This is a genomic window from Psychrobacillus psychrodurans (assembly GCF_050209195.1).
Lineage (GTDB): Bacteria > Bacillota > Bacilli > Bacillales_A > Planococcaceae > Psychrobacillus > Psychrobacillus psychrodurans.
Window position 1 is genome coordinate 1,965,050 of the sequence record NZ_CP189791.1, and the last position, 20,483, is coordinate 1,985,532.

A 20,483-nucleotide genomic window follows, 5' to 3' on the forward strand; every position below is an offset into this window, starting at 1 on the left:
ACGGACGCTTTCCGCGGGCACGGCTTCAATCTCCTCGTCACTACGTACCTGCGGGGCTTTCAGCTCGCCCTGTTCCCGCTGGAGTCGCCGCCTGCCACTCCAATCATCGGGATTGTATTTTAAAAACGAGCAATATATTGAGATATTGAGTAAATATTCGTATTTTAAAATGAAACAAATAATTATGAAATTGACTCACTTAGCTTCATATTTTCTTAACAATGTTTGGTTTGCAGATAATATTCTCTTATAAACATAAAAAGCCCAATTTCTCTATCCTACAAAGGAGAAATTGGACTTTTACTTTGTTAAAGCATTTGAATATAATAACTCGTAGCTTTTCTAATTTAACTAGTAACTATTGGATAAGGCACATGTACTTTTTTGTTCATAATACTATCTTTATAATCACTTAGTCTTCCTTCATAAATCAATTGAAAATTTGCGGAATGTGGCAAGTCATAAGGTTCCACCAGTGAAAGGTCTATTTCAAAACCAATGATCTGACTTTCCTTAAGAACTGATGCAACAAACTGGGAGCAGAAGAATGCATTCTTCCTATTTATTGGTTTATTAAACATTACACCAAATAATCCTATAAAATTATAGCGATAATATTCCCTTTTGGCAGATATTTCTTGGATATATTGATACATCTTTTGATATTCTTCATTCGTTATAGTTAATGAATAGATGGCACAGTATGCTTGATTAAATAATACAGAATGAATATCTTCTCTAACGAATCCTCCGATAAAAGGATTTTTAGCTGTTTTTCTACCAAAACTATATGTCTCGATCAATTCATCATCAAAAGTTATGGAAGCATGGTTATAGGGTTTTTTAGTATAGGATTTAATTATCCTTGTTAAAATAGTTCCTGTATCAGTTAAAAGGAGATAAACGGTTTTTGCTTTGATCATAATCACACCTTAAATCTCTTTAGATAATAATTTTAGCCACTGAATTATTCCTGGTTGTCTTCCTCATTTTTGTATTCTAACAGATCACCAGGTTGACATTCTAAAGCTTTGCATATTGCTTCTAATGTAGATAATCGCAACGCTTTTGCCTTTCCATTTTTTAAGATTGAAAGATTGGCCATCGTTATTCCAACTCTTTCTGAAAGTTCCGTTACACTCATTTTTCGCTTAGCGAGCATCACGTCAATATTGATTATAATTGCCATATTATTCACCTCAGCTCAGACTATTAAATCATTTTCTTCTTTTATATCTATAGCTTCTTTCAAAAGTCTTTGAAGAACAGCTGCAAAAACGGCGATCACCAAGGAAGCAAAAATAGGGATCATACCGACTATTATTAACCCAGGAGCATCATCTACTTCTGCCATGATAGCTACAAATGGTAGAGCAACTACGTATAAACCACTAATGATGATTGCATATGTTTTGATCTTTTTCAGAGCTCTGACTGATAACTCCGAGAAAGCTTGGTTTTTATCAATAAAGCTTAAAAGTTTAAAAGATTGATACAAAGCTAAGTAAAATGGGATTGCCGAAATGTACATTACAGTTAAAAGTCCATATACGACATAAGCTAATGTTGATCCCTTCTCTATTGCTTCATTTGCTTCACCAGCTATTTGGGGCAATAAAAAAATACACATAGCAAGAACGGGGATTCCCATAAGAATAACAGCTAACTTTAAGAAAATTGTTGATCCTCGTTTCATAAAAGTACCTCCTACATTTAATATAATTTTTATAATAACAGAACATTTATCGATTATCAATATATAATTATTGGTTTACGTTATTTTTTTATTGCGTTTTACGTATGGAGAGGAATTGTGTAACTAAACATAATAAGAAAGAACAAAAAACGCTTGAGGTATTTTTTAGATGCCTCAAGCGTTTGGTTTTTTATATTATTTGCGTTATTCAATAAATCCAGAAATACTAAAAGTTAATGACAAAAGTATAGATTAACCCATTAAAGCCTATTCTATAAAGAAAGTAAACAAATGGAAGGAGACTAATATTCAGGATGAAATTTAAACTACCTTTCAATAAGAAGCAAATGAAAATAATAGTAGAAGAATCTAACGTAGATGGAAAAATGATTACTCCTTCAAAGGCTGGCTTTATTCAGCAGATAAAAGATGCTACTAACAATCCATTTGATTTAATAATTAAATTTATTCCACCCAATATTACTATTATTTATATAGATAATTTAGTTAAAGACCAGACCTTAAACGAGCATATCATATCCAATTTACAGAATAAACATAATGAAACACCGGAAAATATTAAAGGTGCTCTCTCCATACCTGAAGTTGATATATATGGTCAACTAGAGAAAGCGATTGAATCAATCATTCATGGATCTGTCCTTATACATCTGGATGGTTACCCTCAAGCAGTGGTAGCAAATATCACCACACGAGAATCTCGAAGTTTGTCAGCACCTGAAAACGAATCACAAGTAATAGGTGCTCAGGTAGGTTTTAATGAAAGCCTTTCTACAAATATTTCCTTAATCCGTCGTTATATTGCGAGTTCTGATCTTTGTAATGAAAAATTTACAATTGGCAAGCGCACAAATACATCAGTTGCGTTATTGTACATGAATGGTATTGCAAACGATCAAATGATAAATTCGTTGAGGCAAAGAATCACAAGTCTCGAATTAGATGCTTTAATCGACAGTGCTGTTCTTTCAGAGATGATTGATGATAACTCATTGTCGGTTTTTCCTCAAATGCTATTGACTGAAAGACCAGATAGATTTTGCGACGGTCTGTTAAATGGCAAAATAGGTCTCATTGTGGACGGTAGCTCTATGGCTATCATATGTCCTCAGTCGTTTGTTGAATTCTTTCAAAGCCAAGAGGATCAAAACCTGAGATGGCATATTGCTACTTTTGCTCGGTTATTAAGATTTACTGCAATTCTTTTATCAGTATTTTTAACACCGATATATGTAGGAGCACTGACCTTTCATTATGAAGTAATCCCGCAAGCCTTCCTGGTTCCACTTAGTGAATCGAGAGCATTAGTTCCATTTCCACCTGTGTTTGAAGCATTACTTCTTGAATTTATTATTGAATTACTTAGAGAAGCCGGAGCGAGATTACCAACAAAAATTGGACAAACTATTGGGATTGTTGGCGGTATCGTAATAGGGACAGCAGCTGTCCAAGCAGGAATTACAAGCAATATACTACTCATTTTTGTCGCTTTAAGCGCATTAGCATCATTCACAACTCCAAGTTATATGATGGGCAATGTTATCAGACTCATTCGTTTCCCAATTATTATACTAGCAGGATTTTGGGGTTTTTATGGTATTATGCTTGCTTTTTGTTTTATACTCATTCATCTTTTGCGTCAATCTAGTATGGGTGCGCCATATTTATCCCCTTTTTATCCGCCAAGGCTGAAAGATATGCGAAATAGTATTATAAGAATGCCTATACCGTTCACTGCCAAAAGACCGGCTCTTACAAGACCGACAAATGAAGAAAAATTTGATCCCCAACCTATAAAGCCTGAAAAAAGTTGAACTGTAGGTGACATGAGTGAAGAATTCAATACGACTTAGTTCTAAAGATATGATTAGTGCATATTTACTTTTTTTTGTGATTCATAGTGCGCAAGTTGGAGTGGGGATACAGGGGTTCCAACGTATTATATATCAAGATGCAAAGCACGATGCATGGATGTCAGTGTTACTTGCAGGTCTTGCAACCCACATTGTTGCTTTTTGTATGATTAAGACACTAGAGGTGTACGGTTCCAATGACCTTTATGGAATTCAACAAGATATTTTTGGAATTTGGATTGGAAATTTTTTAAATGCCCTTTATGTAGTTTATTGTTTTATCGCATTTTTCTCCGTTTTACGAAATTATATTGAAGTTATCCAAGCATGGATTTTTCCTAATTTAGGTACTTGGTTTCTTTCGGGTACCTTATTACTTATCATTATATATGCGTTTACAGGTGGACTTCGAGTAGTGGTCGGCGTTTCTTTTTTTAGTGTCGTACTCGCACTATGGATTTTTCCAATGTTAATTTTCCCTATGAAATTTTCTTCATCGGAAGCACTATTTCCTATTTTTGAAACAAACATTAGCTCTATACTAAAAGGAGCACAATCTATGACTTTTACGATTATTGGCTTCGAAATCTTAAATGTGATTTATCCCTTCATCAAAGAAAAGAAAAAAGTCAAAAAGTATGTGCATTTAGGTTTGTTAGCTACGACCTTTATTTATCTTTCGGTCATGATGGTATCGATTACCTATTATAGTGAAGGAAAGTTACTTAAAACAATATGGGCGACATTAACATTGTTTAGTTTTATCAGTTTTCCTTTTATGGAGCGATTTGAATTTGTTGCGGTTTGTTTTTGGATGCTGATCATTTTACCTAATCTTTGTCTTTATCTATGGGCTGCTTATCGGGGGACTATACGATTAGTCAAAATAAGCGGAACGAAATTTGTTTGGATATTCTCTTTACTTATTTTCATTGGTACATTAATAGTCCAGACCCGCACACAGATAAATTCAATTAACACTCATTTTGGACAAATCGCTTTCTATATCGTATTTATTTATCCTATTTTCTTATTCATGATTACTATGTTGAAGAAAAAAATCACATCAAGGAAAGGACAAAAAGATGAAAAAGTATAATTTCTGTCTCATGCTTCTTTTTTTATCTAGTCTTCTATCGGGATGTGCTGAGACAAGTATTCTTGATAAAATAGGATTGACGACTTTAGTCGGCTATGATTTGGGAACTGAAGATAAAATGGAAATTACTGCAGTTATTCGCGAAGTGAATCCTGAATTTCAAAGTAACGTGGAAATAATTACAACAGAAAATGACACTAGTAAGGGTAATCGTATGAAAGCTAATCGACAACTATCTAAAAAAATTACGGTTGGCCAAATGAGGGTCATTTTGTTCGGCGAAAAGTTGGCTAAAGAAAACCTCCATTACTATATTGACTTAAACCTAGAAAATGCAAATGTAAGTAATGGTCTATATATGGCTGTGGTAGAAGATGAAACGGCACCATTGCTCAATTATGAATATGAAAATATTGATGATATTGGGCAACATATATTTAGGCTGTTAGAACAAAACATCAGTCAGGAATATATGATCTCGCCAACTCTGCATGAAACGGCACACGATTTTTATTCCATCGGTAGGGATATTGCTATGCCAATTATTAAAAGAAACGAAGAACATATTGAAATGAGTGGAATAGCTCTATTCAAAGGTGGCACAATGGTAAGTTCACTTCCAGTGAAGGATAGTTTTTTCGTAAAGCTGGTAAGAGATAGTTTTAAGTCAGGATTTTTTGAGACTAAGTTAAAGGAAGAAGAAATCCCCCCCGGTTTACTGAAAAACCCTTTGAGCGAAATTTCAATTGTATTTGATGCCATTCGCTCAAAAAGAGAATTGAAATTAAAAGATGCTTCCACTTCCTCACTTGAATTTGACCTAAATCTAAAGTTAAAAGCAAGAGTATTAGAAATATATCCAGATGTAAATCTTGGTGATCCTGAAAGTGTAAAGAAACTAGAAAAAGCAATCAGTAAAAACCTATCAAATGAAATATCCAGGGTTATTGCCCATGCTCAGGAAGTAGAATCTGATATTTTTGGCTTTGGAGAAAAGTATAGAAGCAAAGTGAGAAATTCTGAACTGACCAAGGAAAAATGGCATGAAATGTATAAAAATATGAAAGTAAATGTGGATATAGATTTTATCATTTTAAGAAATGGAGTTTTTGAGTAATGCTGTTTGTCTTCGAATCCCTTATATACTCATACTTAAGTTAATCCATTATTTAAATCTTGACTTGTCATAACAGATAAAAAATTATTAAAGAACTTTTCATAATGGATATCAAACGCTATACGATGTATTTTCTCACCACTATTTTGTTGCTTGTAAGGTCGAGTATCAGCAATACTTTGCCCCCTTGAATGGCCATCCAGCTCATCAACAATTTTAACCGAATAAGATCCAAACATGAACATTTCAGGATGAATTGCTGCCATTAGTGTTAGGGCATCATGGACGGGACCTCCTTGAATGGACGGGTCTCGTTCTTTATAAAAATCTGTATAATAATCCATTAATGGTTTGAAAATTTTAGTTTTCCCGAATTGTTCTATATACGCAACCATCTCAGGTGTTACAATTGCCTTTTGAGTTGCATTTAATGGAATAATTGTAACGTTATTAGCATACGTCAAGACGATATTCACAGCAACAGGATCCCCATGAAAGTTTGCTTCTGCAACGGTTGTAACATTTCCTGGAATCCAAAAAGCTCCACCCATAATATAAAACTCTTTTACGTTTGTCATAAGATCCCTGTATAGTATGAACATCGTCGCAAGTGAAGTAAGGCGACCAATGTTTACAATAATTAGTTCATCCTTATAATTTTCAATTAGATTCACTATTTCTAAAAAGTTTTCTATTTTTAAACTGTGATCATCATTCGGTATAATTGGTCCTAGTCCACGCTCCCCATGTATTTCTGGATAGAAAGTCGGCTGTTCACCTGTTAAAGGTACTTCTGCTCCCCGAATAACAGGGATACCTTGTGGAAAGTCAAACAATTTCATCAAATAATAGATATTGGACACTGCATCTTCTCTAGATACATTACCATAATCGGCAACTATACCAACAATCTCTATTTTTTTAGTTAAACTTGCGTAAATTAAAGCAACTGTATCATCGATACCGATATCTCCGAATAATAGTACTTTTTTTACCAAGTAAAGCCCCTCCTTGTTACATTCCCAATCCCAATTTCCTTATAGTATGTTTAATTTGACTAATAAGACACTTCTGTCTATACTTTTTGCCCTACTTACGAATCTGTATACCAAAAAGATTTAATTCTACTACTATACTTTATTCATCAAGAAATGGTTTAGCATAAATAAATCCTCTTATCGGTGTTTTTCTTGAACTCTGCCATCCTATAAAATGAATATATTATACTTTTCCACCTATTCCCCATCCATATATTTTAGTCAATTCATAATTACATGTTTTATTTAAAAATACGAATGTTTACAAAATATCGCAATATATTATTCTTTTTAAAAGTGATCGCGTTGATTGGAGTGGCAGGCGGCGACTCCAGCGGGAACAGCGCGAGCTGAAAGCCCCGGAGGAAAGACACTGGCCAAACTTTGTTTGACCGATGTCTTTGCGACGAGTAACCGCAGGAGCATATGTTTTCATAGTGACGAGGAGATTGAAGCCGTGTTCGCGGAAAGCGTCCGCCTAGAGCGGAAATCAGCGTTGTTCGGATTTAACTATATAATATTCTTTATGAAATTGATTCATTTCCATAGATGTTTCAAAACCTCTTCAATATACTTTAGGAATCTTATCTCGTTATTTTTTTGGAAATTAGGAAGATGCCCTTCGCAACTTTGAATAAGTGAATTTACTAGTATAGTAGAGAAATATTTAAAGTTAGGAGGTGAAATAATGGAATTGTCACAACTTAAAGGGAAATATGATGCAATATTTAGTTTAGGGGATCTTTGTTTAACTTCTATCCAATTAAAAAAACACAATTTAAGACCTTACTCTGGTGTATTTGACTGGGTAGCTAGCCCAAACCTATCAAATGTTAGTGAACTAATAGAAAATCGTTTTGTGAGTTTTCTAGATTATAAAAACTTGAGGGTTATTGGGTATGCCGATAACAACATCTGTGTATCAGATGATAGAAATAACATTGTGTCAAATCATGATTTTAGTATTGAAACTAATACACTTGAAAGTTTAAGCTCATATCCAGAAGTCATGGAGAAATATGATAGAAGAATTCAAAGATTTCTTAAAAAAATGAAAACCGCGAAAAGAATATTGTTTGTTCGTACGGAAGGAACCTTAGCGGAAGCAGCACACCTTCAAGATATATTGTCTAAGTTAGTTAAACATGATTTTAGCATCTTGTTAATCAATCATAGCACTGTGTCAGGGTTAGTCGAAAAATCAAGTCCACTTGAAAAAGTATGCATTTTAGAATTTCCTAATATTGATAGATGGGAAGGGAATCATGCTTTGTGGGAAGAAGCATTAAGAGGAGTCCGCCTTAAAAGACGTTTTTTATCTCATTTTTGGTAAAAAAAATTATACTAAAGGAGGAACAAATGTTTATCAATTAAAATATCTTGGTCACGTTTATTACCTTAAAGAAATTCCAATTTTTCAATGTTAGTGTTGAAAAATTGGAATTTTTCGTTCCTCTGCGATTAACACTTTTAATAGTAATTACTGAGAGGAGAAAATAGCTTCTCGACGAAAAAATAGAATTGTACACAGCTCTTCTATATTAAACAAAATACTATTAAATTGTTCACTTTATTTGAATAACAATTTTTCCTTTAGCATGATGACTTTCACTTAGAGCATGGGCTTCCTTAATACCTTCTTCTGAAAAAGGGAATTTATGCCCAATAATTACTCTTAATTTATTTTGTCCCAACAGATTAGCGATTTTTTCTAACTGTTGTCCATTGGGAACAAGCCAAACATTTCCCGATTTAATATTCTTCTCTTTAGCTTTTTCTTGATTAGGTTCAGAAACAATAGAAGCTAACTTGCCACCTACTTTTAAAATAGTGAAGCTTTTTTCTTGGTTTTCTCCTCCAAGTGAATCAAGTACAAAATCAAATTCTGTAAGTACTTTTTCAAAGTCTTGTTTTTTATAGTCAATGACTTCATCGGCTCCGAGTGATTTTAAAAACTCAACATTATGTGTTCCAGCTGTAGCTGCAACATATGCACCAACACTTTTTGCTAGTTGGATGGCAAACGTTCCGACCCCTCCCGCTCCTGCATGAATAAGAACTTTATCCCCTTTTTGGATGTTTCCAAAGTCAAATAAGCATTGCCAAGCAGTTAAGCAAGCAAGAGGAACACAAGCAGCTTCTTCAAAACTTATATTATCTGGAATTTTAGCAAGTAAATGCGTGTCAACTATTGTATATTCCGCATAAGTTCCTCTGTTAGTTGTTTCGGGACGAGCAAAAACTCTATCCCCAACTTTAAAGTCTTGAACATGATCCCCTACTTCCTCAACTATGCCAGCAACATCCCATCCTAAAATTATAGGAAATTCAAATGGCATCGTTGCCTTTAGATATCCTTCACGAAGTTTCCAGTCAATAGGATTAATAGAGGTAGCGTGTAGTTTTACGATCACTTGTTTTTCTTTAGGAGTTGGCTTTGGAATATTTATTTCTTTTAATTGTTCTTTTCCACCATATTGCTTTATAGCTATTGCCTTCAATTAGGTCTCTCCTCATCTTTTTTGGGGTTATCATTCACTCTATCTTGTAATAAACAGAGGAACAGTGCGTCATTAACTTTTCTATGCGTTCCGCCTCTTTTTATATGAGGAGCTTATATATGTACATTGCTACCTCTCTTTGACCGCCGTTTGATCAAATTGAAATATGTCTATCGGACTTCTTCTATTATGTACAAATCCAAACCTTTTAATCATAACTATAACTCTGTTATCGAAGAAATGAGGGACATAAAAATTCAACTCCTTCACATGCATTGCTAACTTAAAATCATTCAAGATAGTAAAGGTATATAAAAACCGTTTAGATGTGGATGCATCTAAACGGTAAAATAGATCAGTTTCCTTCAAGGGGCATCGGCATGTTTGGCAAGTGTCATTCATTCGAAAGTTAACTCATAGGTCGATTACTTTTTCATGACATCTGAAAATTAACTGTAATAAGCGTAACCTTTGGCGTTGAAATACTAATCGTATTTACACAGTCAGAAGTAGCACCCCCTTCCTGTCTACTTTTCAAGGACAGAAATAGAAGAAGAGAGCCCCCACATTAGATTACTAATCTTTATATCAACTATTATACTAAACGTACATCTTGGTATAAGTTCAAAATCCATGCTTTTATACACCGACCTTAGAACTTCTACGCTCAAGTAATTCCACATCGCGCCAAACTCCGTTTAATTTCCCTATTTGTTTTCTAATACCTACAGTTTCAAAACCAAATTTCCTATGTAAGTTTATACTAGCAATATTTTCTGGGAAGATCATTGCTTGAATTGTCCATATTTCGTTTTGCTCACTGGAGTCAATTATATGTTTAAGCAAAAGACTACCAACGCCCATTCCAGCAGCATTTGAAGCAATATATATACTTACTTCCACTGCTCCTAAAAAAGCTCGCATACTGGAAATTGGAGTTAATGCAACCCACCCCACTATTTCCCCATTCATTTTGGCGACAAATCTGCTATTAGTTAAGTGATCCTCATCCCATTCTTCCCAGGTCGGGGCTTCTGTTCTAAATGTAGCGTTGCCGGTTCTAATACCCTCGATGAAAATTTCTCTTACATAATCCCAATCAGAATGTAGCATTTCAGTTATCACAATGTTTTTGTTCATCCATATTCCCCATTTTCCTTTAAATAAAAACACTTCCAAGATGGATTATACACCCTTGGAAATGCTTTTAAAAGAACTCGATTAAATAATTTGAATACTTAACATCAGGCCAAAATAAGCCGCTATTACGACGAATAGACTCATAATGAAGCCAAATATGGCTGGCTGCTTTTTAACGAATGAGAATAGAGTTATTACAAGAAATATGGCAGAGATACATAGTAAGATTACTCCTTCTGTATTAAATACCATTTGTACAGCTATATCTAAAAAAGCAATAACTTCATGAAACAGTAAAATTAAAGAAGAGAAACCTTCATTATTTATTGTTTCGAAAAGATTATGTGGTGGTGATTGTTGTCTCATAGCACCAGTCGCCGCAAAAATTAGTAGAAGTATGGAAAACTCAGCTTTTGTCCAAGGCCGTGCATCGAAGTTTTTGTTTTTAAGTAATCGTTTTTTCATGAGAACACCATTTATAAATGCATATCCTATTAGAGGAATAATAAGTAAATGTTTGATAAGTAAACTTTGTCCATATGAAACCATCCAAGTATCAGAATATGCATCTAATGGGGTTGAAAAACTCATCAGTGAAAGTCCAGTGATTATAACTATCCCAAAACAGTAAAGTGCAGTTATATGAAACCATTTTAAAAACGAAAGCCAGTTATTCGTATTTTGGGAAAACCAAGCTACTACAAACAATATACCAACCCAAATGACAACAGATGCAAAGTGTAAAAAATGAGTGATTAACCCCTTCAAGCTTTCAATAGAGTTGGCATGACTTGACCAGCTCACACCAATGATTGCAACAAAAACTAATAAAATTCCCACTATTGAATAATAGGCTGATTTTTTTTCATGAAAGAAAAGAATATACAGACCTAAAAAAACAGTTACAATAAACATAAACAACCATGATTTACCTACCTCAAAGGTCAATAAAATGGATTGTAAAGAATTGATGAAACCATAGTCTTCATATAAATACATGAGTAGACTAATAAGTGGAACAAAAGAAAATAACGCTATGCCAATTACTGCAAATAATTTCACTTTTCTAGGAACAACAATAGTAGGAACTAAATCGTCTGGGAATAAAGAAAGAATATAGCTTCCCATCAACAAAGCGAAGCACACATATAAAAGTGCTTCGCTAATAGTTGTCAAAATAAATATCATTTTTTATTTCTCCGAGTCATCCACCAAGCAGCAAGTGCCAAGATAATGACTAGAACAATAATAATTCCTATAGTGAAATTGGATCCCTCTTCTTCTTCTTCATTATCTGCTGCTACTGTTGTGTCCAATTCTTCCTTAATGGTTTCATTTGGTTCTACTACATCAATTGGTTCAGTTATAGGTTCTACCGCTTCAACCTCTTCAGGTGCGTCTAGTACGAAATCAATTACACCTTCCATTGGATGTCCGTCAGCACCGATTATTTTCCAATTGATTTTATATGTCCCATTTTCTAAGCTATCTGTCACATTACCAGTTAGCACATTCTCATTTACAGTAATACCGTCTACTTCAATTGGTTCATCCGATGAATTTGTTACTGTAAATGAGCTTGTTTCTTCGATCTTTGTTAAAAACGTAAGTGTTATCTCGTTTAACTTTTCTGTTACTGTACTCCCTTGAGCTGGAATTGAGCTTTCCAAGCCAGTATGTGCTAATGCGTGATTGCTAAATAATAATACACAAGCAATTGTCATCCAAAGTATTTTTTTCATAATTTGCCTCCAAAAATTTATACGTTTTATTTACTACCTTCTACTTATACCACAAAGCTATGAAGAAAGTGTGAAGTTTGTATTTTTACTTCGGATGAGATACCCTTAAAGAGAAATAATATTAAATAGGAGTGATTTTAGTGGCTAAATCCGCAGCTAAACGTAAACGCGAGCACCAATTGCGTAATCTAGGTAAAGATGTAACAATAGCAAGGAATGAGGTTGACTTTAGTACGCACGTTCGAATGACTAAATCAAAAAAAGGAAAACTACAGCAGCAATATACAAAATACAAAAAGCATTTCACAAAAGGTATGATACCTGATGGAGATGCTTTTTATATTGATGTTTTTCTTAGTAACATTGATTTTCGTTTCACATACTTTCATTAGCACGTTTAAACATGGTTGAGAGATGCCAATTAGGTAAGTGAATTTGAATAACCTTTTTTTCAGTTTAGAATCAATTCCACATGTGAGAGCCTTGTTCTCATCAATAAAAAAAGACAGACAAGTACTTACATTTGCCTGTCTTTTTTGTTTATAAATTCTCTTCTTTTGACTGTTTCCACACACGAGCTAAAGGACCATCTTTGTCTGTATCAACAACAAATGAACCATTAGAATATCTATCCGATGGGCGGAAAGCATTTACTTCTATTGTTTCCTGACCTTTCTCTGTTTCAATAACAAGTAGGTCATTTTTTTCTACTAATAATACATCATATACGCGATGAGGATTCGATTTTAGCTCTCTTAATGTGAGCACCCCACGCTTAGCTCTGACGCCAGACTCAATTTCATTTATGACCATCTTTTTAACAGCACCTCTATGGGTGATTAGCATAATATCTTCTTTGCTTTCTTGTGAAATCGGATTGACACTTACTACAAAATCTTGATCTTTTAGATTAATGGCTTTAACCCCACCAGTTTTCACACCTGTGATTGGCACTTCATCTAAAGAGAAGCGAACTGAATAGCTAGCATAAGTCGTTATTAATACATCATCGGATGGTGCAACGAGTTCTGCCATGATTAGCTCATCGTTTTTCTTCAGGTTAATCGTTTTAATCGGTCTTGCGTATCTTTGTACAACATAATCAGAGAGCAATGAACGTTTTATTTGTCCATCCTTGGTAGCTGTTAAAACGCTCAAATCTTTATCAAAGGAATCGATTCCCATAACTTGGATAATTCTTTCTTGTGAATCCAAAGGTACAATGCTTGAAATATGCTGACCAAGATCCTTCCAACGAATATCTGGTAATTCATGTACAGGTTGATAAATGTAATTGCCTTTAGAAGTAAATAATAGCAGATGACTCTGCATATTAATTGGCTCTTTATAAAGTAAATAGTCCGAATCCTTTATAGCAAAATCCTGGCCATTAGAAGCTGTATATGAACGTGTACTTGTCCGTTTAATATAGCCGTCCTTCGTCACAGTAACGTATACCTCTTCACTTGGTATAAGGACATCTAATGTTACTTTAATCTCTTCAATTTCATCTTCAATTATTGATTTACGTGGTTCTGCAAATTGTTTTCGTACTGTTAAAAGTTCTTTTTTAATAACTTTTAACAGAACTGATTCTTTTGCAAGGATGCTCTCTAATTCCTTAACTAATTTATTGAGTGTTTCTTCTTCATTTTTGAGTTCTGTAATATCTGTATTAGTTAATCGATATAATTGCAAGGAAACAATTGCTTCAGCTTGTGCTTCTGAAAAATCAAAAAGTGAAATTAAGTTGTTTTTTGCATCTCTCTTATCTTTAGATGCTCTGATTGCTTTAATTACTTCATCCAAAATAGAAAGTGCTTTAATGAGACCCGCTACAATATGTAGTCGATCCTTAGCTTTTTTCAGATCGAAAATCGTTCGTCGAGTTACTACCTCTTTTTGATGGTCGATATACGAATCTAACAAAAGTGGTAGTGTCATCATTGTTGGTCTTCGATTATGAATGGCAATCATATTGAAATTATAAGTTACTTGTAAATCAGTATTTTTTAACAAATATTGAAGAATACCATGTGCATCTATTTCTTTTTTCATTTCAATGACAATGCGTAAACCAGTGCGGTCGGATTCATCTCGAACTTCCGCAATACCTTCTAGACGCTTATCATGTCTTTGTTCATCAATTTTCTTCACTAGGTTTGCTTTATTCACTTCAAAAGGAATTTCGGTAATAACAATTTGTTGCTTACCACCTTTTATAGTTTCTATCTCCGTTTTGGAACGAACTACAATTTTACCTTTTCCTGTTTCGTATGCTTTTTTAATACCTTCTACGCCCTGTATTATCCCACCTGTAGGGAAGTCGGGACCTTTGATAACGCTCATTAACTCATCTACAGTGGCAGCAGGATTTTCAATTCTCATCAGTACTGCATCAAGTGCTTCATGTAGCGCATGGGGTGGAATATCAGTTGCATATCCAGCCGATATACCTGTAGATCCATTTACGATTAAATTTGGGAATCTTGCTGGTAATACTACCGGTTCGGAATCAGAATCATCGAAGTTTGGAATATAGTCAACTGTATTTTTATTAATATCGCGAAGTAGTTCATGAGAAATAGCTGACAGTCTGGCTTCTGTATAACGCATCGCAGCTGGGGGATCTCCGTCAACAGAACCATTATTACCATGCATTTCTACGGTCATATGGCGTAGCTTCCAGTCCTGGCTCATACGAACCATAGCTTCATAAACGGAACTATCACCATGTGGATGATAGTTCCCAATTACATTCCCAACTGTTTTAGCTGATTTTCTGAATGGTTTATCATTTGTATTGCCTTCTTGGAACATGGCAAATAAGATACGGCGTTGAACGGGCTTAAGGCCATCTCGGGCATCAGGCAGTGCACGATCTTGAATGATGTATTTGCTATAACGACCAAACCGATCACCGATCACCTCTTCTAATGGCAAATTTTGATAACTTTCGGTTTGTGTCATGCTAATTCATCCTCCGTGTGTAATCTATCATTTTCTAATATATTCGAATCATCTTCTAAGCTGAAGTTAACATTTGCTTCTATCCATTTTCGACGGGGCTCTACTTTGTCTCCCATAAGAGTTGTCACATGTCTTTCTGCTCGTGCACCATCTTCAATGGTCACTCGAATGAGCGTTCTTGTTTCGGGATTCATCGTTGTGTCCCATAATTGATCAGCATTCATTTCCCCGAGACCTTTGTAACGTTGGAGTATGTATCCTTTTCCAATCCTCTGGGAAGCAGCTTCCAATTCTTTTTCCGTCCATGCATACTCAGAAACTTCTTTTTTACCTACACCTTTAAAAACTTTGTAAAGTGGTGGTAATGCAATATATATATTTCCATTTTCAATTAATGGTTTCATATAACGGTAGAAGAAAGTTAATAAAAGTACTTGAATATGTGCACCATCGGTATCTGCATCCGTCATGATGACTATTTTGTCATATGCAATATCATCAAGTTGGAATTCTGCCCCAACGCCTCCACCAATTGCATGAATAATCGTTGCAATTTCAACATTTTTCATAATATCTGCTAGATTTGCTTTTTCTGTATTAATAACTTTTCCTCGCAGTGGAAGGATTGCTTGGAATGTCCGATCTCGACCTTGTTTTGCAGACCCACCTGCCGAGTCTCCTTCGACTAAATAAAGTTCATTCTTCGCAGCGTTCCTAGATTGGGCAGGAGTTAGCTTACCCGATAATAACTCAGAAGGTTTACGCTTTTTCCCGTTACGAGCATCTTCACGTGCCTTTCTAGCAGCTTCTCTTGCTTGTTGTGCACGAATTGCTTTTCGTATTAGAGAGGATGCTAACTCTGAATTTTCTTCTAAAATATATTGTAATTTCTCAGAAACAACAGAATCGACAGCACCTCTAGCTTCACTAGTTCCAAGTTTCCCTTTAGTTTGACCCTCGAATTGCAATATATTTTCTGGAATACGAATGGATATAATTGCAGATATACCTTCTCTTATATCTGAGCCTTCTAGGTTTTTCGCCTTTTCTTTTAACAGATTAGTTTTACGTGCATACTCGTTAAAAACTCTAGTTAAAGCTGCTTTTGCTCCTGTTTCGTGAGTTCCGCCATCACGTGTCCGTACATTATTTACGAATGAAAGAATGGTTTCCGAATATCCATCATTGAACTGAAAGGCAAATTCTACTTCAATCTCATCTTGTATGCCCTCCATGTAAAATACAGGGTGCAGGATGTCCTTTTCTTCATTCAAATAAGAAACGAACGCTTCTATACCTGTTTCATAAAAGAATACGTCATGTGCCTCGGTACGCTCATCTATTAACTCAATTTTTAGTCCTTTTAATAGAAAAGCAGATTCTCTTAACCTTTCACATAATGTTTCGTAATTGTATTTGGATACAGAAAAAATCGTGGCATCAGGTAAGAAACGTACTGATGTCCCAGTCTCTTTCGTTGTTCCAATTTGTTTTAACGATTGAACAACTTTACCACCATTTTCAAATCTTTGATGGAACTTTTTACCCTCACGGTGGATTTCCACATCTACGTACGTTGAAAGTGCATTGACAACAGATGCACCTACACCATGGAGTCCTCCACTTGTTTTATATCCACCTTGACCGAACTTACCACCTGCATGCAAAACAGTAAAAATAACTTCTGCAGTTGGTATTCCTGTTTTATGTGTACCAGTTGGCATTCCTCGGCCAAAATCACGCACGGTTATACTTTGATCCTCATGAATTGTTACAATGATATGATCTCCAAAACCCGCAAGACTTTCATCTACTGCATTATCTACTATTTCATATACTAAATGATGCAAACCTCTTGCATCTGTTGAACCAATATACATACCTGGTCTTTTACGAACTGCTTCTAAGCCCTCTAAGACCTGGATATCATCATCACTATAGCTATTTACTGTTCCAACTTTACTCAAATACGTTCCCTCCAAAAAAAAACATCTGTTCTTTATTATTTCTTAAGCGTACAAATGGATACTCATTATGTCAATTTTTTCAGTATTTAATGTCAGAATATAATTGTAAGGAAAGATTTATAAGAATGCAAACCACCTTTTCATGCAATCTCTATTTCCTTACAGTATTCCTTCTTGACTAATAGAATTAGGGAATAAAAAACTGGAGTAAGCGTATAGCTACCCCATCTGCTCTACTAGTTCGACTACCATTGATTATAACCTAATAATAACAATTTATTTGGTTTTATGTAATTTTCTTTCGTTTATCTATTCAATTGTATCACGACTTAAGAAAAGATTTGAAAAACCTTTCTAGCTAGGGCATTGAATACTAACAAATGTACATGGTACACTTAAAATGTTAAGGATAATATAGATTTATATTAAAGGAGTATTCTATGATTATAATTCTTTTACTCTTACTCGCTTATCTTATTGGTTCCCTCCCATCCGGACTATGGGTTGGTAAACTATTTTACAATATAGATATACGTGAGCATGGTAGCGGTAATTTAGGTGGTACAAACACTTTTAGAACACTTGGTAAAAAAGCTGGATTAGTTGTTACTATTTTGGATATTCTGAAAGGGACTGCAGCAACACTGTTAGGCTCATTGGCAGTTTTTGAAGCTGCAAATGTTCATCCACTTATTCTTGGTATTGTAGCAGTTGTGGGTCATATGTTCCCAATCTTTGCTGGGTTTAAGGGTGGAAAGGCTGTAGCAACCTCAGGTGGTCTTCTGCTAGGTTATAATTGGCCAATTTTTGTCATTTTAGTTATTGGATTTTTTATCATCTTGAAACTGACGAAAATGGTATCATTAACTTCAATGATTTTAGCAATTGTTGCTGTCCTTTATAGTGTTATCTATTACTTTACGATAGATAATGATTGGCCGCTAATAATTATTGTGTTATTGCTAGCACTATTTATATTTTATAGGCATCGAGCAAATATCAAACGTATTAAAGCGGGTACCGAACCAAAAGTAACTTGGATCTAATCTGATGAAAGTATGGTGGTACGTATGAAAATACTAATATCTACTGAAGCAATGAATTGGTTTCATACAGAAATGGAAGCTGTAAAAGGCGATACAATTCGTTTTTTTGCTCGTTACGGAGGGTCGAGTCCTCTTCATGAAGGATTTTCCTTAGGTGTCACTAAGGACATACCATTTGAGCCTACTGTAACCTATAAAAAAGATGATATCTTATTTTTTATAGAAGAAACAGACGAATGGTATTTTGATGTACATGATTTATATGTAGAGTTAGATTCTACTAGAGATGAATTATCTTATGCATACAAAAAAGCGTAACCCTTAGAGGTTACGCTTTTTTGTTTGGATAGTTTCTTCGTAGTTTCTTAGGATTTAAACGTACTTTAACATAATGGTTATTCAAAGTTTTATCACGTATAATTTTTCCTCTCTTGGAGATTATAAGGTTGATATTTGTAACAAGAGAGGAGAGTACGCACAAATGACCCAACAAAAAAGCAAAATTAATTCAAACGAAAGTTTGGATAATAATAAAGATACTTCTACCTATACTGCTTACGGTGATCCTATAAAAAATAGTTCTCCTTCAAGCAATAATATAAATGCTAAAGCTACTTCACCAATTGCTGAAAGCACCCAAAATGATAGCAATATAAGATTAAATATTAAATCAAAAAAGAAAGATAATACTGCTTATGGTGACCCAGTAAAAAATACTCAAGACGCTAATCCGAATCTGAATGTTTAGAATGAAATAATTCACTAATTGTATCTATAAACTGCTAGTAGTAAATAAAAACAGCCTGTGATTTTACATATCACAAGCTGTTTTTCTGTACCTTAACGACTTCAGGAATGTTTAAACCTATCTAACTGATCCTTCAATCCTTCCTTTTTCATAATTTCTAATTCATATTTGCCAAATAAATCAAAATGAGGATATGCTTCCTTATAGTCGATCCATTCTGCCTTTAAGCCGTATTGCTGGCCCCATTCGATTAACTTTGCCACATCATTGCAGCCGACTTTAGTCACAGTGTTACAGCCAGGAAATCGATCGTCGATCCAATAGTGTGTTAAAAATGCTATCTTTCCATTCTTTACATCCAGTTTCCATTCATTCAACTCGTGACGTTTAATCCCAAATGCCATTAAGCATTCACCTTGGCTATTTCAACATACTTTGCATCCCAAGCCTCATGAACCCTCTTTAGAGATACAGGCCGGAAGTTATCTTTCTTTACTATTACATGCTCAGATGTAGCGTTAGAGGCTACAGTTCCATCTTCATGAACAATTTCATATCCGTATGTTGTTCGAAGCTTACTGTGCTTTTCAATCCATGTTCTAATAACAACCGTTTCCCCGTATTTAACAGGAGTTTTATAGTTTACGTTCACATTCGTTACGGGCGATATGTATCCGTCCTGCTCCAGACCTGCATAGGAGAATCCTAAGTCCTTAATAAGCTGGGTTCTACCGATTTCTAACCAAATGACATAGTTTGCGTGGTATACTACGCCCATTTGATCTGTTTCCGCATAACGTACTTCAATTTGTTTTTCACTTAAAAACATTAATGGTCACCTCAGTGACCATTATACTAAAAAGAAAATAAAAATACTGTTTAAGAATACTTTACATTTTTTTCATATCATTCTTATTTCTTCTAACATCTTTTAGTATTTTGGGTAAATCATTGATTGGTAATAGTTCATCTTCTGTATTTAGCTTGTTAAACTCGACTTCGGTAATTTCAGTACCGAGCACATATTCCCCTATGACTAGGTCTAGCAAATCCAAAGCTACTGCATAGTAATCATCATTTTCTTCTTCAAACCCTTTAATATACAGTGTAATAAAGAGTTCATCAGGTTCCTGATTATATGTATAGTCAAAAAAGACATCGTCTCGAGAAAGCTTTACATCATTATGTGTTACTCCATCTTCATCATCATTCGGTTGGTTAAATGCGAAGATTGTAAACTTATCCATTTCCGGAGCTGCCTCAACTAAACGTTTAACATCGGGAAAGTTTTTTGTGATACGTGAACCACTAATTGTAAATTCCCTTCTACCTTCAATTAATGGTAATGGTGTGGAGAACGCTAGTTGGTTATTTACTTTGTTTAACAATCTATGTAAATCTCCAAATAATCTTTCTATGTCCTCATCTCGTAAATTATATAGTTCTTTTTCATGATCTATAAAGTACTGCCAAAATTTCTCGATGGGATCTTTCTTTTTAAATAAATTTCCAAACACTGAGACTCCCCCTTTTGCTGTTCCTTTAA

At 34.6% G+C, this 20,483-nt stretch carries 21 protein-coding genes; 8 read left to right on the plus strand and 13 right to left on the minus strand.

Features of this window, described 5'->3' with window-relative positions:
• Positions 1 to 347: 347 nt before the first annotated feature.
• From ACQCPR_RS09295 to ACQCPR_RS09305, 3 genes are read right to left on the minus strand one after another with little or no spacing between them, the layout of a single operon-like run.
• Complete coding sequence (locus ACQCPR_RS09295) at positions 348 to 923, minus strand: hypothetical protein (RefSeq protein ID WP_427138863.1); 576 nt, start codon at positions 921 to 923, stop codon at positions 348 to 350.
• 44 nt (positions 924 to 967) lie between these two features.
• Positions 968 to 1,189, minus strand: a complete 222-nt coding sequence (locus ACQCPR_RS09300; RefSeq protein ID WP_427138864.1) for a helix-turn-helix domain-containing protein — start codon at positions 1,187 to 1,189, stop codon at positions 968 to 970.
• A 15-nt stretch (positions 1,190 to 1,204) separates the two neighbouring features.
• Entirely contained in the window at positions 1,205 to 1,696 is a 492-nt protein-coding gene (locus ACQCPR_RS09305) for a DUF2975 domain-containing protein (protein WP_427138865.1), read from the minus strand.
• A 314-nt stretch (positions 1,697 to 2,010) separates the two neighbouring features.
• On the opposite strand from ACQCPR_RS09305, the gene ACQCPR_RS09310 reads away from it, so the two are divergent.
• Genes ACQCPR_RS09310 through ACQCPR_RS09320 form a run of 3 tightly spaced genes read left to right on the plus strand, consistent with a single transcriptional unit; the run spans position 2,011 to position 5,786 of the window.
• Entirely contained in the window at positions 2,011 to 3,531 is a 1,521-nt protein-coding gene (locus ACQCPR_RS09310; RefSeq protein ID WP_427138866.1) for a spore germination protein, read from the plus strand.
• Positions 3,532 to 3,547: 16 nt separating this feature from the next.
• Positions 3,548 to 4,669 carry a GerAB/ArcD/ProY family transporter gene (locus tag ACQCPR_RS09315; RefSeq protein ID WP_427138867.1) on the plus strand — a complete coding sequence of 374 codons (1,122 nt, stop codon included), beginning with the start codon at positions 3,548 to 3,550 and terminating at the stop codon, positions 4,667 to 4,669.
• Positions 4,656 to 5,786, plus strand: coding sequence for a Ger(x)C family spore germination protein (locus ACQCPR_RS09320; RefSeq protein WP_427138868.1), 1,131 nt, complete (start codon positions 4,656 to 4,658; stop codon positions 5,784 to 5,786). The genes ACQCPR_RS09315 and ACQCPR_RS09320 overlap by 14 nt, the downstream gene beginning before the upstream one ends.
• A 35-nt stretch (positions 5,787 to 5,821) precedes the next feature.
• Here ACQCPR_RS09320 and ACQCPR_RS09325 read toward each other — a convergent pair whose 3' ends face one another.
• Positions 5,822 to 6,784 carry a nucleoside hydrolase gene (locus ACQCPR_RS09325; protein WP_427138869.1) on the minus strand — a complete coding sequence of 321 codons (963 nt, stop codon included), beginning with the start codon at positions 6,782 to 6,784 and terminating at the stop codon, positions 5,822 to 5,824.
• Between the two features lie 727 nt (positions 6,785 to 7,511).
• Between ACQCPR_RS09325 and ACQCPR_RS09330 the strand changes: the two genes are divergently transcribed.
• Complete coding sequence (locus ACQCPR_RS09330) at positions 7,512 to 8,156, plus strand: DUF1796 family putative cysteine peptidase (RefSeq protein WP_090569245.1); 645 nt, start codon at positions 7,512 to 7,514, stop codon at positions 8,154 to 8,156.
• A gap of 232 nt (positions 8,157 to 8,388) precedes the next feature.
• Here ACQCPR_RS09330 and ACQCPR_RS09335 read toward each other — a convergent pair whose 3' ends face one another.
• The 4 genes from ACQCPR_RS09335 to ACQCPR_RS09350 all read right to left on the minus strand — a co-directional run bounded on the left by ACQCPR_RS09335 (position 8,389) and on the right by ACQCPR_RS09350 (position 12,206).
• Complete coding sequence (locus ACQCPR_RS09335) at positions 8,389 to 9,324, minus strand: NADP-dependent oxidoreductase (RefSeq protein ID WP_427138870.1); 936 nt, start codon at positions 9,322 to 9,324, stop codon at positions 8,389 to 8,391.
• Positions 9,325 to 9,963: 639 nt separating this feature from the next.
• On the minus strand, positions 9,964 to 10,464 hold the full coding sequence (locus ACQCPR_RS09340) for an N-acetyltransferase family protein (protein ID WP_427138871.1): 501 nt from the start codon (positions 10,462 to 10,464) through the stop codon (positions 9,964 to 9,966).
• A gap of 81 nt (positions 10,465 to 10,545) precedes the next feature.
• A complete protein-coding gene (locus ACQCPR_RS09345; protein WP_427138872.1) occupies positions 10,546 to 11,652 on the minus strand; it encodes a copper resistance D family protein in 1,107 nt (368 codons plus the stop codon).
• Positions 11,649 to 12,206 (minus strand): copper resistance CopC family protein, encoded by a 558-nt coding sequence (locus ACQCPR_RS09350; protein WP_269921154.1) that lies wholly within the window; start codon positions 12,204 to 12,206, stop codon positions 11,649 to 11,651. The genes ACQCPR_RS09345 and ACQCPR_RS09350 overlap by 4 nt, the downstream gene beginning before the upstream one ends.
• 140 nt (positions 12,207 to 12,346) lie before the next feature.
• On the opposite strand from ACQCPR_RS09350, the gene ACQCPR_RS09355 reads away from it, so the two are divergent.
• Entirely contained in the window at positions 12,347 to 12,598 is a 252-nt protein-coding gene (locus ACQCPR_RS09355; RefSeq protein WP_427138873.1) for a hypothetical protein, read from the plus strand.
• Positions 12,599 to 12,746: 148 nt separating this feature from the next.
• Here the strand turns inward: ACQCPR_RS09355 and parC are convergent, their stop codons facing one another.
• The gene (parC, locus tag ACQCPR_RS09360; protein WP_269921155.1) at positions 12,747 to 15,176 is read right to left on the minus strand and encodes a DNA topoisomerase IV subunit A; all 2,430 of its coding nucleotides are present in this window, start codon (positions 15,174 to 15,176) and stop codon (positions 12,747 to 12,749) included.
• Positions 15,173 to 17,143, minus strand: coding sequence for a DNA topoisomerase IV subunit B (gene parE / locus ACQCPR_RS09365; protein WP_090569265.1), 1,971 nt, complete (start codon positions 17,141 to 17,143; stop codon positions 15,173 to 15,175). Before parE ends, parC begins: the two co-directional genes overlap by 4 nt.
• Positions 17,144 to 17,583: 440 nt before the next feature.
• Between parE and plsY the strand changes: the two genes are divergently transcribed.
• The 3 genes from plsY (at position 17,584) to ACQCPR_RS09380 (ending at position 18,937) form a co-directional block, all read left to right on the plus strand.
• Positions 17,584 to 18,189, plus strand: a complete 606-nt coding sequence (gene plsY / locus ACQCPR_RS09370) for a glycerol-3-phosphate 1-O-acyltransferase PlsY (protein WP_269921157.1) — start codon at positions 17,584 to 17,586, stop codon at positions 18,187 to 18,189.
• 24 nt (positions 18,190 to 18,213) lie between these two features.
• Complete coding sequence (locus tag ACQCPR_RS09375; RefSeq protein ID WP_427138874.1) at positions 18,214 to 18,507, plus strand: HesB/YadR/YfhF family protein; 294 nt, start codon at positions 18,214 to 18,216, stop codon at positions 18,505 to 18,507.
• A gap of 163 nt (positions 18,508 to 18,670) precedes the next feature.
• Positions 18,671 to 18,937 carry a hypothetical protein gene (locus tag ACQCPR_RS09380; protein ID WP_427138875.1) on the plus strand — a complete coding sequence of 89 codons (267 nt, stop codon included), beginning with the start codon at positions 18,671 to 18,673 and terminating at the stop codon, positions 18,935 to 18,937.
• 101 nt (positions 18,938 to 19,038) lie between these two features.
• Here the strand turns inward: ACQCPR_RS09380 and ACQCPR_RS09385 are convergent, their stop codons facing one another.
• The 3 genes from ACQCPR_RS09385 to ACQCPR_RS09395 form a co-directional block, all read right to left on the minus strand.
• Positions 19,039 to 19,341, minus strand: coding sequence for a hypothetical protein (locus ACQCPR_RS09385; protein ID WP_090569277.1), 303 nt, complete (start codon positions 19,339 to 19,341; stop codon positions 19,039 to 19,041).
• Complete coding sequence (locus tag ACQCPR_RS09390; RefSeq protein ID WP_090569279.1) at positions 19,341 to 19,766, minus strand: acyl-CoA thioesterase; 426 nt, start codon at positions 19,764 to 19,766, stop codon at positions 19,341 to 19,343. The genes ACQCPR_RS09385 and ACQCPR_RS09390 overlap by 1 nt, the downstream gene beginning before the upstream one ends.
• Before the next feature lie 61 nt (positions 19,767 to 19,827).
• On the minus strand, positions 19,828 to 20,454 hold the full coding sequence (locus ACQCPR_RS09395) for a hypothetical protein (protein WP_340879671.1): 627 nt from the start codon (positions 20,452 to 20,454) through the stop codon (positions 19,828 to 19,830).
• Positions 20,455 to 20,483: the final 29 nt, after the last annotated feature.